Annotated in this window: 7 protein-coding genes; 4 read left to right on the plus strand and 3 right to left on the minus strand. The window is 65.1% G+C overall.

The genetic code is table 11. The features are described from left to right. Window positions 1-1,871: 1,871 nt before the first annotated feature. Both ACCQ04_RS00650 and ACCQ04_RS00655 read right to left on the minus strand, forming a co-directional pair. A complete protein-coding gene (locus ACCQ04_RS00650) occupies window positions 1,872-3,107 on the minus strand; it encodes a hypothetical protein (protein WP_226427088.1) in 1,236 nt (411 codons plus the stop codon). Window positions 3,108-3,410: 303 nt separating this feature from the next. After that, the gene (locus ACCQ04_RS00655; protein ID WP_039529228.1) at window positions 3,411-4,076 is read right to left on the minus strand and encodes a hypothetical protein; all 666 of its coding nucleotides are present in this window, start codon (window positions 4,074-4,076) and stop codon (window positions 3,411-3,413) included. 284 nt (window positions 4,077-4,360) lie between these two features. Between ACCQ04_RS00655 and ACCQ04_RS00660 the strand changes: the two genes are divergently transcribed. Further along, window positions 4,361-4,981, plus strand: a complete 621-nt coding sequence (locus ACCQ04_RS00660) for a DUF4142 domain-containing protein (RefSeq protein ID WP_226427087.1) — start codon at window positions 4,361-4,363, stop codon at window positions 4,979-4,981. A gap of 173 nt (window positions 4,982-5,154) precedes the next feature. Here the strand turns inward: ACCQ04_RS00660 and ACCQ04_RS00665 are convergent, their stop codons facing one another. Continuing rightward, window positions 5,155-6,030 (minus strand): hypothetical protein, encoded by an 876-nt coding sequence (locus ACCQ04_RS00665; RefSeq protein WP_226427086.1) that lies wholly within the window; start codon window positions 6,028-6,030, stop codon window positions 5,155-5,157. A 365-nt stretch (window positions 6,031-6,395) separates the two neighbouring features. Between ACCQ04_RS00665 and ACCQ04_RS00670 the strand changes: the two genes are divergently transcribed. Genes ACCQ04_RS00670 through glgB form a run of 3 tightly spaced genes read left to right on the plus strand, consistent with a single transcriptional unit; the run spans window position 6,396 to window position 15,054 of the window. Next, window positions 6,396-9,512, plus strand: coding sequence for a maltotransferase domain-containing protein (locus ACCQ04_RS00670; RefSeq protein ID WP_226427085.1), 3,117 nt, complete (start codon window positions 6,396-6,398; stop codon window positions 9,510-9,512). Then, entirely contained in the window at window positions 9,509-12,859 is a 3,351-nt protein-coding gene (gene treS / locus ACCQ04_RS00675) for a maltose alpha-D-glucosyltransferase (RefSeq protein WP_226427084.1), read from the plus strand. Before ACCQ04_RS00670 ends, treS begins: the two co-directional genes overlap by 4 nt. Window positions 12,860-12,870: 11 nt before the next feature. After that, the gene (glgB, locus tag ACCQ04_RS00680) at window positions 12,871-15,054 is read left to right on the plus strand and encodes a 1,4-alpha-glucan branching protein GlgB (RefSeq protein WP_372358629.1); all 2,184 of its coding nucleotides are present in this window, start codon (window positions 12,871-12,873) and stop codon (window positions 15,052-15,054) included. Window positions 15,055-15,117: the final 63 nt, after the last annotated feature.

Raw genomic sequence — 15,117 nt, forward strand, 5'->3', positions numbered from 1 at the left:
TGATGGGTTCGTTCCACTCTTGGGCTCCGATCTGTTGGTATACGCGAGCGGTTCCCAGCCTCTTATGCTGGGCAGTTGCTCAAGGACCGCACCACTGGAGACCACGCGTGACCTACAGGCGCTGGAGGCGCTATCCAGGCGGTCGCATGGCAGGTAACGTGAGCGGCACTGCCTCCACGGCGACGGCGAGGTGACGCGGGCATTAGGTCCTTTGGAGCATATGGTCACTTACCCATCAGAGCCGGAACTTGTTCTCGCCCTCGATCACCACGATGGGTTGGTGCGGCAGTGTGCTGCCGGTGCGTTGTCGTTCGGAGCTTTCTGTGCAGCGTACGATAACTTTTACTGGGCATACGCACTGGACGGGCATGAGTCCGACGCTGCAGGCCAGGCGCTGCTAGGCCGGCTGGCAGCCCGCGTAGCTCCACATCGCGCACTGGCCGAGACCGTCCTGGCTCATATCCATCCTGGGACCCCCGAGAGTCATGCCAGCTATGGCAAGGCCGGCAGGCTCGGTACCGATGAGGCCATGGTGCGTCTCAAGCTTATCGCTGCTGGCCTCCTTTCCTGGAGAGCCTGAAAATTCATTCAAGCCGAACCCGCCCCGCGACGCGGTTCAATTCAGGAGCTCATCCCTCATGACGTATCTGGCGAAACTTTATGAGGCCTGGCACGTCGAACGCGCATTGCATGACTTGGGATTGAGAAGTAAGGATTCACTGGGATCTCTCTGACCACGCATTCATACCGTCGCCACTGTGCGGCGCGACGTACCTCTGGTGTCAGGCGCCAAAAATATATGATCGCAATCGAGTTTGAACCACCAAGCGTTTCCTCCTGCGAGTGCTGCGGGAAAGAGACCGTTCGCCTCACGCGTTTCGTTACAGATGACGGTAACGCGCACGCTGTTTACTACCTTCAGTACACGCCCGGGCACGAACCGGAGCATATAAGCGGTTTGATCAGCCTCGGCGAGTGGGGTGAATCGGCCTCGCCAGCAGATCGCATTGCATTTCCGTTCCGCCTCTGGGCCACCGAGGGGACGTATAACGTGGGGCTCACCGATGCCGCAGAGTCGCCATGGTCCAAAGCAACGTTTCTTGGGGCCGTGCTCGACCGGGCTCAGGCACTGAATCACCCGTGGTGCAAGGAGGTGTTTCACATCACGGATCACATCACTAGCCAGGATCCAGAGGCAATTGCATTTCTTGCTGGGAAGCATCAACGGAGCGCCTGACAACTCGCTCAGGTAGGAATTGTCTCGCTGCAGCACTGACGTCCCGGCTATCACACCATGCTCGCCTGTCACCCCGTCTTCCTACGTCATTGGCGCACCGTAGGTAGGAGTGAATCGAGATTTGCTGTGCTTGCGGTGAGGAGAGAACTTTGTCGTCTCGACACAGCAGATTGCAGATTTCCTGGTAAGCAAAAGGGACGAGGATTTCATGGCTTTCTGCGTTGATTGGGGACAATAGATAGTTATGGCATACAGACCAAGCCCTACTGGTTTCCTGCTCTGGCTCCTCGCACTCGCAGGCGTAGTGGCCGGTTGTGTAGTGCTTGCGACTCATCGGCCGCCCCTGGTTACACCTGGCATCTGTAAGCCGCTACCTGTAGGCATCAAGAAGATGGGGCGAGCGCTTGCTCCTCCAGCGGCAGCTGCGGCGCTAGGTCCGCACAGTCAGGAGGAAGCCGAATTACGAAGCGCCATGCAGCCGGGTGACACGGTTCATGAGTTCGAGACGGAAGTGACGGGTGGGCACCTGGTTATGCGGGGAAGGTGCTACATCGGTCAGACCATTGGTTGGATACGCTGAGCGCCTGCACGTACTGCAGGTCTTGAGATTTGGCTGGTGCACCGAAGCAGGGACTCATTTGTTGAGTACCTTGGTTGTCCACACCTGGTCGTAGTCGGCATTGTGTGCCTTGGTGAATCCGTTGGCATCGCTGCGCCCATCGTCGACTTTCTGGCCATCCTTGTAGATCACGTAATGGCGCCCGCCGGCAGCCTGGTCGCCGTGGTAATGCAGCTGCATCCGGTACACCAGCCTGCTCTCTTCTACTGCTGGCGTCGCCTGTTGATGTTCACCGTTGCTGGCCATTGGCTTTATCTGTAACAGCGGTGTCGTCTGCTGCGGATGGGCCATCACCCAGCGCATGAAATTGGTCTGGTCCTGCGCTGACGCTTGCCCGGAAGCTGGCCAGATGTAGAGAAACGTTGCCGGCGTATTGGGTGCTGTACTGACGGCCGGCATGTGCCACTCGTAGACCTGTTGCTTGCCGTCGGCTGCCGTCATCTCGAGCAGGCGGGCACTGCCTTGCGATGGGTTGCCGGCGGCACCTGACAGTTCACTGATCGGTGCCAGGCCGGAGTCCGGTACGGCGCCCGCCAGGGCCAGTAGCAGGTCGCGCTGGTTCGTCACTTCCTGCGCGTTCAACGACAGCGAGCGCAGGTAGCGCGAACGCAGACTGAAACGGTAGCGCGTTTCCTGCAGGGTGAATTCTCCCTCGACCCTGGAGGCTTCGTGCCAGTCGTGTCCGGGTGCCAGATTGACGGTGCCGTGCATGATGCAAAACCCCTGCTGGGACTGTGCCGCTGGCGGGAAGAGCGATGCGCTGCTGGTGATCGAGGCCACGATTTCCTTGGTGCGCCGTTCGGTGACGTCCTGCAGGCGGCTGATGGCGGTCTTCTGGAAACGAAAGGTGGTGCCATCGCGATGGGTGAGGCCGGTGACCTGTACGACATTCGGGTCGAGCGGCAACGCGTCTTCCGCGTGTGCAACGATGACCCTGCCATCGTCCTGTGCCAGCGTTTCCACCGGCTTGACCAGTTGGCGCACCTTGCCATCGCTGGCCGATGCTTGTGCGCTCAGCAGGCGCTGCGCATAGCTGGCGGCGTCCTCGCGGTAGGTATCGATGTCGCCCCAGTAAAACTGCGCGGAACTCCCCAGAAAGTGCAGGGGCACATCGGTCGTCACGGCAAGACGCCCGATGCAGTAACTGGTGTTGACGGGATTGTCCGCCGACGGCAGCAACGATTTGTTGGTGGTGTTGGTTGTGCTGCAAGCGGCAAGCAACGCCATGGCAGCAAGCAGCGGTGCGCGCATCAAACGCGTGGCGGAACGTCTCAACGCAATTCCTTCAAAACAGCAATCGGCAATGATAGATGACGCCGCTCCACGCGGTGCGTCACGCCTGACAAGGACTTCTGGCGCGTCCTGCTGCTATCAGCATCCACCGTACCGCTGCGGGATCGAGCGAGCCGAACCCGTTCTGGTCGTCGCGGGCCACCGCAGACCGCAACGCGCTGCTTCGCATCGGCTTTTATGTCGCGCGGTGGTCGATGGCGTGCCTGACTCGATGCGCCTGCCACTGCAGGCGTGCGGCGCACCGGGTGGCTAGGCTTGCGATTACTTCTTTCGGTATACCCCGCCGAAGGAAACGTTCATTCCGCCGCATTCCAGGTTGTCGTCGGCCAGCAGCATGTCGCCCAGCAATTGCAGGCGCACCTTGCACGTGTCTTCGTTGACTTCGACGCGGTTGCCTTCTGGATAGCCGCGCGCGGTGACCGAGCCCGTGTGCGGACCGCCCGGCGTCTGTTCCGGGTCGGGAAAGGCGCTGGGCCAGTACGCATCGCCGTTGACGGTGATGCTGCCGTCTGCGTTGGTGGTCAATTGCAGCGTGTTGTCGCCGTCGTGCCAGTGGCCGTTCCACGCCTGCGCTGTGGGCGTGGCCGCGCTTGGCTGCATCTGCAGGCTCGACTGTGCGACCCAGCCAGCATTGCCGCCTCCCTTGTTGGGATAGAGCACGCAGACGTAGGCATTGCGGCGCTGCGCCGTCAGGACGATATCGTTCTTGACCACGTATGCGCGTCCCTGGCATGCGGCCCCGCCCGTGTCCGGGCAGCCATCGGTGTCCTTGAGCAGGTACAGGCGCGGCGGGATGACCTTGCCGAGTGAGAACGCCACCGGCGCACTGGTGAACAACCCATTGCGGCAGGTGGCATCGTCGTCGGCAGGCGCGGCGTGGACCAGCGGCGAAACGCCCAACAGGGCAAGCATCCAGGCCTTGTGCATGGCTATCACTCCAAATGTGGCGCGGTAGTGTGCGGCAAACCAGGCCGTCTTTCAGCAGGAAAGTGCCACCACACGCCACGCATGCCACAGCTGCGCTGACCACGTCCAGGTCCACGCCCGCGCGCAGGAGCGGGCCGCCGATTGCGGCGCGGTGACGCGTGTGGTGCGGCGTTGTGCATTCGCCTCCGGGAGATGCGTATGTCTGAATCACGCAGTGGACGTGTATGAGCCTTCTTCACCTGGGCAGGCAGATGCTGCTGTCTCCAATCGAGAGGGAGTGGAGCATGAAACAGTCACTGTTGGTCCTGTCCATCGTCGCGGCGCTGGCGCTCGCTGGCTGCAAGCCGAATGCCGACAAGGAGGCCGCAGCGCCTGCCGCGTCCACCGAGCCGACGCCGACCGGTGGCGCGGCGACCCCGACCACGCCGCCTGTCGGCGAAGCTAGCCCGGCGCCTGAAGGCGCGGCACGCGCGAGTTCCGGCGACGACATCGCCCTTGGCTTGCTCGGGGCGGTGGACAAGCACGAGATCGCCGCAGCGAAGCAGGCGCAGGACAAGAAGGTCACCGGCGCGGTGCTGGACTACGCGAAGTTGATGGAGAAAGAGCACACCGAGAATCTGGACAAGACCAAGGCGCTGGGGACGCTGGCCGAAACCCCGGACGTCAAGAAGCTGGAAAGCAAGGGCGAGCAGGACCTGTCCACGCTGGGGCAGAAGTCCGGCAAGGACTACGCGGCGGCCTACATCGATGCAATGATCGCCGGGCACAAGGACGCGCTGCAGCTGATCGAGACACAGATGATGACGGTGGCGTCGACCGAGCCGGTCAAGCAGCACCTGACCGAGACCAAGACGCACGTCGAGCAGCACCTGGCGAAGGCGGAGGCCATCAAGAAGGCGATGTGAGCGTGCGCGTGGCAGATCGCCGGTCTGCCACGCCTGGTCTGCAAGCGGCGAGTGAGCGTGACGTCGCCATCTTGAGCTCTAGGGACCTGCGCGGACGTCGATCAGACGTGCTCTGGCGATGCCTTCGAGCCCACGTCGCGTTGCCGTAAACGCGATGGCAATCGACTTTCTGCTCAGCGGCAACGATCGAAGGTTCTGACGCGCGTTTGCTCCGCAATGATCAGGCGGTCTTCCATCTGGCTCAGGATGAAGACTGCAGGAACGTCCTTCTTCGGCGCGTTGGCAGACGCGGTGATGATGCGCCATGTCCATGGTGTGCGTGCCAGCAGCGTGACCGCATTGGACCAAAGGTCTTCGCCCTTGCCGGTCATGTGATCCCAGCCGAACTGGATGAGGTGCTTGGGGTCGGCTGTCTCGGCATCGCGGCAGGCGATCCCTGCGGTGACCCAGGCGCCTCGCAGTTGCTCGGGAAAATGGGCCTTGGGGACGTGTGGTTCATAGCTGCCAGCGCCGGTAAGGCGCGTCAACGCGCCTGGCTTCCAGGTGTACGTCCAGCTGTAGCGGCCGGGGACGGGACAGCGCTGCGACCCGTCCGGATTGGGTTGTTCCCGTTTGCAGATTGGCGAGTTCTCCTGCACGACGAACACGACCTCGATGCGATTGCCCTGGACTGCAAGCGTCATCACTTCGCCAGGAATCTGCTCGCTGGCGTCTGGCGTGTAACCGGTCTTGCGTGCCCTGGTTTCCCATTGGTCGATCGGAGCGCTAACGTTGGGTGCCTTCCTGGGTGGGTGCTTGCGCAATACATCGATGCTGTTGGGGCAGTCGGAAGTGGAACCCGAGCAGTACGAAGAACTCAGATAGACGATCTCATCGACTCCATCCTTGTCCAGGTCGACGACCTGGACGAAGCCGGCGTAGTCCTCCTTGACGATGTCGTCGTTGACGCTGACGTCTTGCCAAAGCCCTACGATCTCTCCGGCACGACCCGGGCTCAGCCTCTGATCCTTTGCCGTTGCAATTGTGGCGATGGCCAGCAGCGCCGCCATGACGTAGCTCCGCATCCTTGCTCTCCCTGCAGGTTGAGGCCATAGCCTACAACCCTTGGGAGTTGGCCAGCGCTGCCTGAGCCCTCACCACTGCCGCGCTTGTTTGATTTTCGTCAATTCCACCGACACATGAAATTCGCAGTGGGGGTGCTTGACTGCATGGGTCAAGAATCGTTGCGGAGTTGCGCATGAGTGCAGTCACGGTAGAAAGGGTCGGCCAGGCCTTGAGTAGGCAGGGGTCGATCCGGACGGGAGTTGGACTGGTGCGTCGTGACCGAGCGCCGGTGGATCTGCGGGGTGGGTCGGCCCGCGTCGTTTCCTTCGTCACGGTGCGTGCGCGCGCCGTGGTCTGCTGAGGGGGCGCCATGCGGATCTGTGTTCTCAATGAGGCAACCGGCGAGCAGGCCGGGCTGGAGCAGCGCTGCAAGTCGGCGCGTGAGGCGGGCTTTGACCATGTGGTGCTCGCGCCGCCATTTGCACGCGACGCCGAAGGCCGGCTGAGCGAGGTCGCCACCACCGGCGAGGAAGACGCGCAGCGTCTGCGCGAGGTGGTGCAGGCCGCGCACCGGGCCGGCGTGAAGCTGCTGCTCGATGTGCGCCTGGATGAAGTGGGCGGCGCCAGCGCCGTGGTGCGTGACAACCCGCAGTGGTTCCGCGCACGCAGCACAGCGGTACCGGACCCGCGCCAGCCGCGCGCCACGCCGGAAGTGGCCGAGGCACGCTTCACCTATGCGCAGGAAGGTGCGGCGCTGGTGGAGTGGTGGAGCGCGCGCTTGCTGGACTGGGCCTCGCAGGGCGTTGCCGGCTTCCGCCTGTTGCAGCCGCAGCAGGTGCCGGCGCAGCGCTGGCGCGAGTTGATCGCCCGCGTGCATGCGCAGGCACCGGAGGTGGTGTTTGCGGCGTGGACGCCGGGCCTGGGCATCGAGGCCTTGCAGCAGCTGGCCGGTGCCGGGTTCGACGTGGCGTTTTCCTCGCTCGCATGGTGGGACGGGCGCGGCAGCTGGTTCTTCGACGAAGACACGGCGCTGCGCGCGTTGGCGTCGCAGGTTGTCGCAGTGGTGGGCGCGCCCGATGGCAAACGTGCCGCCACTGCCGGGCAGCACTGGCAACTGGCCCAGGCACTGGGCGGAGCATGGCTGCTGGACGAGACGCAGCTGGAGACATTGCCGTTGTCGATCAGGGCCCGCGACGGCGTGCCGCCGAGCAATGCCGGCTTGCGGTTGCGTCCGCTGCTGCGCGAGGGCACCGGCCTGACGGCGGTGGCGATCGAGCCGCTGGGCGGCTTGCCGTCGCTGCTGTTGATCAACGGCGATGCCGATCATGTGGTGCCGGTCCCGGCGCCGGATGTGCTGCGCCTGCTCGGCGATGCCGAAGCACTGGTGGGCGAGGACGGCAGCACGCTCTCCGGCGCGACGCTGGAAGCATTGGAGCCGGGCGAGGTGCGGGTCTATCGCAGCGTGCCGGCCCGGCACGTGCTGGCGGTGCCGCGTATGCGCCCGCGCCCGCAGACCGCGGCCGCCTGGCCGCGCGTGTGCATCGAGTCGGTGACCCCGTCGGTCGATAACGGCCGCTTCCCGGTCAAGCGCACCGTGGGCGATCGCATCTGCGTGGAAGCCGATGCGTTCTGCGATGGGCACGACCGTATCGCGGTGGCGGTGCTGTGGCGCCCGGCCGATGCCAAGACCTGGGCCAGCGCGCCGATGCGTGCGTTGGGCAACGATCGCTGGCGTGCAGAGTTCCCGCTGGAGCGCATCGGCACCTATGAGTTCCGGGTGGAAGGCTGGCGCGATGTGTTCGCCACCTTGCATGCGGATCTGGAAAAGAAGCGCGCCGCCAACACGGTGCTGCCGGTGGACGTGCAGGAAGCAGTGGCCGTGGTGCAGGCCGCGCATGCACGCAGCAGCGGTGCCTTGGCCGAGCGCCTGCAGGCCGTCCTCACCCGTATCGGCGCGCAGAGCGAGCCGCTGCAGCAGCTGGCGATCGTGCTGGAGCCGGACACCGCGCAGGCGATGGCAGCGGCCGACGACAAGCCGTTCCGCTCCGAGACGCCGGTGACCTTCCGGGTGGAATCCGAGCGGCGCGCGGCGCATTTCGCCAGCTGGTACGAATTGTTCCCGCGCTCGCAAAGCGGCGATCCGCAACAACACGGCACCTTCGACGATGTGATCAAGCGGCTGGCGCATATCCGCGCGATGAACTTCGACGTGCTGTACATGCCGCCGATCCACCCGATCGGCGCGAAGAACCGCAAGGGCCGCAACAACTCGGTCACCGCGGTCGATGGCGAGCCGGGCAGCCCGTATGCGATCGGCGCGGCCGATGGCGGGCATACCGAGGTGCATGCCGAGCTCGGCGGGCTCGAAGGCTTCCGCAGGTTGATCCAGGCCGCACGTGCGCATGGGCTGGAAGTGGCGCTGGATTTCGCCATCCAGTGCGCGCCGGATCACCCGTGGTTGAAGGATCACAAGGACTGGTTCACCTGGCGCGCGGATGGTTCGATTCCGTATGCGGAGAACCCGCCGAAGAAATACCAGGACATCGTCAACGTCGACTTCTACGCCAGCGGCGCGGTGCCGGATCTGTGGAACACGTTGCGCGATGCGGTGCTGTTCTGGGTCAACGAGGGCGTGACGCTATTCCGCGTCGACAACCCGCATACCAAGCCGTTCCCGTTCTGGGAGTGGTTGATTGCCGATATCCGCGGGCGCCGGCCGGATGTGGTGTTCCTGTCTGAGGCCTTTACCCGGCCGAAGATGATGTACCGCCTGGCCAAGTGCGGTTTCTCGCAGTCCTACACCTACTTCACCTGGCGCAACCACAAGCACGAGTTGCAGGAGTATGTGGAAGAGTTGAACCAGGGCGTGCCGCGCGAATGCTTTCGCCCGCACTTCTTCGTCAACACGCCGGACATCAATCCGCTGTTCCTGCAGACCAGTGGGCGCAACGGGCATCTGATCCGCGCCGCGCTGGCGACCACGCTGTCGGGGCTATGGGGCATGTACCAGGGCTTCGAGCTGTGCGAGGCCACGCCATTGGCGCCGGGCAAGGAAGAGTATCTGGACTCGGAGAAGTTCCAGCTGCGCGCCTGGCCCGAGCGTGCACCCGGCGACATCGTCGATGAGATCACCCGCTTCAATCAGCTGCGCCGCATGCACCCGGAGCTGCAGTCGCACCTGGGCACGCGCTTCTACCAGGCGCATAACGACCAGGTGCTGTACTTCGGCAAGTTCCTGGATGCCGGCTACCTGTCGCGTAGCCGCAGCATGGTGTTGGTGGCGATCAACCTGGACCCCAACGCTGCGCAGGATGCCGCAATCGAAGTGCCATTGTGGGAGTTGGGCCTGCCCGATCACGCCAGCGTGGCGGTGGACGACCTGTGGGACGGCCACCGCTTCACATGGCAGGGAAAACAGCAACACATCCGTTTAGAGGCGACGCGGCCGTTCGCGTTATGGCGCATCCGCGCAGGAGAGGTCGCATGAATGCAGTCCCATCGTTACAAGCCGACGCGGAACAGTCCGCGGTGGTTGCAGACCAGCTTTGGTACAAGGACGCGATCATCTATCAGGTGCACGTCAAGTCGTTCTTCGACTCCAACGACGATGGCATCGGCGATTTCCCGGGGCTGATTTCCAAGCTGGATTACATCGCCGAACTCGGCGTGGACACCATCTGGCTGCTGCCGTTCTACCCCAGCCCGCGCCGCGACGACGGCTACGACATCGCCGAATACATGGCGGTGCATCCGGACTACGGCAGCATCGAAGACTTCGAGCAGCTGGTGGCGCAGGCGCATGCACGCGGCATCCGCATCGTCACCGAGCTGGTGATCAACCACACCTCCGATCTGCACCCGTGGTTCCAGCGCGCACGCACTGCGCCGGCCGGCTCGCCGGAGCGCGACTTCTATGTGTGGTCGGACACCGACCAGGAATACGAAGGCACGCGGATCATTTTCTGCGACACCGAAAAATCCAACTGGACCTGGGACCCGGTGGCCGGGCAGTACTTCTGGCACCGCTTCTATTCGCACCAGCCGGACCTGAACTTCGACAATCCGGCGGTGCTGGAAGCGGTGCTGGAAGTGATGCGCTTCTGGCTGGACCGCGGTGTGGACGGCCTGCGTCTGGATGCGGTGCCGTACCTGATCGAGCGCTCCGGCACCTCCAACGAGAACCTGCCGGAAACCCACGCGATCCTGCGCAAGATCCGCGCCACGTTGGATGCCGAGTACCCGGACCGCATGCTGCTGGCCGAGGCCAACATGTGGCCGGAAGACACCCAGCAGTATTTCGGCCAGAACGCCGACGAATGCCATATGGCGTTCCACTTCCCGCTGATGCCGCGCATGTACATGGCGATCGCACGCGAAGACCGCTTCCCGATCACCGACATCATGCGCCAGACCCCGGAGATTCCGGAGAGCTGCCAGTGGGCGATCTTCCTGCGCAATCACGATGAGTTGACGCTGGAAATGGTCACCGACTCGGAGCGCGATTACCTGTGGCAGACCTATGCCGCCGACCGCCGCGCACGCATCAATCTGGGCATCCGGCGCCGGTTGGCGCCGCTGCTGGAGCGCGACCGCCGCCGCATCGAGTTGATGACCTCCCTGCTGCTGACCATGCCCGGCACGCCGGTGCTGTACTACGGCGACGAGATCGGCATGGGCGACAACATCCATCTGGGCGACCGCGATGGCGTGCGCACGCCGATGCAGTGGTCGATCGACCGCAATGGCGGCTTCTCGCGCGCCGACCCGGCGCAGCTGGTGCTGCCGCCGGTGATGGACCCGCTGTACGGCTTCCAGGCAGTGAATGTGGAAGCGCAGATCCGCGACCAGCATTCGCTGCTGACCTGGACCCGCCGCGTGCTCAGCGTGCGCAAGCGCTACCAGGCCTTCGGCCGCGGCAGCCTGCGCTTTCTGTATCCGGGCAACCGCCGCATGCTGGCCTACCTGCGGTGCTACCAGGACGAGACGGTGCTGTGCGTGGCCAACCTGTCGCATACGCTGCAGGCGGTGGAGCTGGACCTGTCCGAGTTCGAGGGCCGCGTGCCGGTGGACATCATCGGCGGCGGCAGCTTCCCGCCGGTCGGGCGGCTGACCTATCTGCTCACCGTGCCGCCGTTCGGCTTCTACGCATTCCAGCTGGTCAGCGAAGGCACCTTGCCGGACTGGCATGTGCCCAGCCCGGTGCCGTTGCCGGACTACCGCACGCTGGTGTTGCGCAGCGACACCGACGAGAGCAATGCGCTGCTGCCGCATCTGCCCACGCTGGAAGCGGAGATCCTGCCGGCCTGGTTGTCGGCACGGCGCTGGTTCTCGGCCAAGGACCAGGCACTCAAGCACGTGCGCATCTCGCGCCGCACGCCGCTGCCGGGCGCCGAGCCAATGAGCCTGCTGGAGCTGGAAGTGGAGCTGGAAGACGGCCACCACGAGAGCTACATGCTGCCGGTCGGCATCGTGTGGGAGCGCGACCAGCCCAGCACCCTGGCCGAGCAGCTTGCGCTGGCGCGGGTGCGCCAGGGCCGCGAGGTGGGTTACCTCACCGATGCCTTCGCGCTCAAGCCGATGGTGCGCGGGGTGATCGACGCCTTGCGCGACAACGCCGCGCTGGAGTTCTGCGATGGCGACGATGCCTCGCAGCAGGGACAGGTGCGCTTCGAGGCGACACCGGCGCTGGCCACGCTGGAAATACCGCAGGATCCGGAGATCCGCTGGCTGTCGGCCGAGCAGAGCAACAGTTCGCTGGTGGTGGCCGACAAGGCGGTGTTCAAGCTGCTGCGGCACGTGGCCAACGGCGCCAACCCGGAGATCGAGATTGGCCGTCGCCTGACCGAGATGGGCTACGCCAACGCCGCGCCCTTGCTGGGCAGCGTCAGCCGCATCGATGCGCAGGGCACCATCACCACGATCGCGCTGCTGCAGGGCTTCATCCGCAACCAGGGCGATGCCTGGCGCTGGACGCTGGACCATCTGGCACGCAGCTTCGACGAGTACGCCACCGCGCAGACCGACGAATCGCGTGCCGAGGCCATCGCCGGCTACGACGCCTTCGCCGCGGTGGTCGGCAAGCGCCTGGCCGAGTTGCACGAGGCCTTGTCGCGCGACACCGACGACGCCGACTTCGCCCCGCAGCGCATCGACCTGCCCACCGCCAACGATGTGGTGGCTGGCGTCGCACGCCAGGTCGAAGAGATGTGGGACACCGTCAATGCCCGCCTGGCCGGCAGCGACGATGCGATCGAACGCGAAGCGCTGCAGGCAGTGCTGGCCGAGCGCCCGCAGCTGGATGCCTTGCTTGCCCAGGCACCGAGCGTGCTGGCCGACTCCTTGCTGACCCGCGTGCACGGCGACTTCCACCTGGGCCAGATCCTGGTGGCCTTCGACGATGTGGTGCTGATCGACTTCGAAGGCGAGCCGGCCAAGCCGCTGTCCGAGCGGCGCGCCAAGGCCAGCCCGCTGCGCGATGTGGCCGGCTTCCTGCGCTCGCTCGATTACGCCAGCGAAGTGTCGGCACGTGGCGAGGAAGGCACCGCCGCCCGTGCGGGCGTGGGCGTGGACACGCATCTGGACGAGTTCCTGGTGCAGTTCCGCCGCCGCTCCACACAGGCGTTTCTGGACGCGTACCATGCAGTGCTCGACGCCAGTACGCACCCGTGGATCGCACCGGCAGCGTTCAACGCGGCCACCTTGCTGTTCCTGGTGGAGAAGGCCTGTTACGAGGTGCGTTACGAGGCTGCCAACCGCCCCGGCTGGCTGATGGTGCCGATCGAGGGCTTGCGACGCATCCTGCACCGCGCGCGCGCTGGTGCGGGAGACACATGATGAGTGGAGTGATGACAGCAGTGACCAATCGATGGGATCCCGGCGCAACCCGCGCCCTGGCCGAGGCACGCCATGGCGACGCATTCGCCATCCTGGGCGCGCACCCGACCGACAGCGGTCGGCTGCTGCGCACCTATCAACCGGGTGCCAACTACGTCAATGCCGTGCTCGACGATGGCCAGGTCATCGCGCTGGAAGCAGGCCCGGAGCCGGGCCTGTTCGCCGGCGCGTTGCCGGCGCAGGGCGGCTACCGCCTGCGCATCGGCTGGCCCGGCGGCGAGCAGGACACCGCCGACCCGTATGCGTTCGGCCCGCAGCTCAGCGACTTCGACCTGCACCTGATCAGCGAAGGCCACCACCTGCAGTTGGCCGACGCGCTCGGCGCCAACGCGATCGAAGTCGATGGCGTACGCGGCACGCGCTTTGCGGTGTGGGCGCCCAACGCCACGCGCGTGGCGGTGGTGGGCGATTTCAACAGTTGGGACGCGCGCCGGCATCCGATGCGGCTGCGGCACCAGTCCGGCGTGTGGGAGCTGTTCGTGCCCGACGTCGGCCCGGGCGCGCATTACAAGTACCAGCTACGCGGCCCGCATGGGAACGAGTTGCCGGCCAAGGCCGACCCGGTGGCGCGGCGTGCCGAGCTGGCGCCGGGCACCGCCTCGATCGTGGCCGACCCCACCCCGCACCAGTGGAGCGATGACGGCTGGATGGCCACGCGCGCGCGCCGGCAGGCGCACGACGCACCGATGAGCATCTACGAGATCCATGCCGGTTCCTGGCTGCGCGAGGAAGGCGTGGACCTGGACTGGGATGGCCTGGCCGACCGCTTGATTCCGTACGTGGCCGATATGGGCTTCACCCATGTCGAGCTGATGCCGGTGACCGAGCATCCGTTCGGCGGCTCGTGGGGTTATCAGCCGCTGGGCCTGTTCGCGCCGACCGCGCGCTTCGGCTCGCCGGATGGCTTTGCCCGCTTCGTCGATCGCTGCCACCGCGAAGGCATCGGCGTGATCGTCGACTGGGTACCGGCGCATTTCCCCACCGACGCCCACGGCCTGGCGCATTTCGACGGCACCGCGCTGTACGAACATGCCGACCCGCGCGAAGGCTTCCACCGCGACTGGAATACGCTGATCTACAACCACGGGCGGCGCGAGGTGTCCGGGTTCCTGATCGCCAGTGCGCTGGAGTTCCTGCAGCGCTTCCACGTCGACGGCCTGCGCGTGGATGCGGTGGCCTCGATGCTCTATCGCGACTACAGCCGCAATGCCGGCGAGTGGGTGCCCAACATCCACGGCGGGCGCGAGAACTACGAGACCATCGCCTTCCTGCGCCGGCTCAACGAGGTGGTGCGCGAGCACACGCCCGGCGCGGTGATGATTGCCGAGGAATCCACCGCGTTCCCCGGTGTCACTGCCGATGTGGCGCACGGCGGCCTGGGCTTCCACTACAAGTGGAACATGGGCTGGATGCACGACACCCTGCATTACGCGGCGCTGGACCCGATCTACCGCCGTTACCACCATGGCGAGCTGACCTTCAGCATGGTCTACGCGTATTCGGAGCGCTTCGTGCTGCCGATCTCGCACGACGAAGTGGTCCACGGCAAGGGCTCGTTGCTCGGCCGCATGCCGGGCGACGACTGGCAGCGCTTTGCCAACCTGCGTGCCTACCTGGGTTACATGTTCACCCACCCGGGGCGCAAGTTGCTGTTCATGGGCTGCGAATTCGGCCAGCCCACCGAATGGAACCACGACGGCGGCGTCCCCTGGCATCTGCTCGACGACCCGCGCCATCGTGGCGTGCAGACCCTGGTGCGCGATCTGAATCGGCTGTATGTCGAATACCCCGCGCTGCACGCGCAGGACGACGACCCGGCCGGGTTTGCCTGGGTGGTCGGCGATGACGCGGCCAACAGCGTGGTCGCGTTCCTGCGCAAGGCAAAGCGCGGCGATGCGCCGGTGCTGGTGGTGATCAACTTCACCCCGATCGTGCAGCACGGCTACCGCATCGGCGTGCCGCAAGGCGGCCAGTGGCGCGAGGTGTTCAATAGCGATGCCGGCATCTACGGCGGCGCGAATCTGGGCAATGGCGGTGTGGTGAGCGCCGAGCAGCAGTCCATGCATGGCCATGCGCAATCCCTGCCGCTGTTGTTGCCGCCGCTGGGCGTCATCGTGCTGACGCCGCAGGGCTGATGCAGCACACACAGCGCCGGACCGCTGGTCCGGCGCTGTGGCACCTGTTAGATTGCGCGCCGT

The sequence above is a fragment of the Xanthomonas sp. NCPPB 2866 genome (assembly GCF_041475745.2).
GTDB classification, from domain to species: Bacteria; Pseudomonadota; Gammaproteobacteria; order Xanthomonadales; family Xanthomonadaceae; genus Xanthomonas; species Xanthomonas arboricola.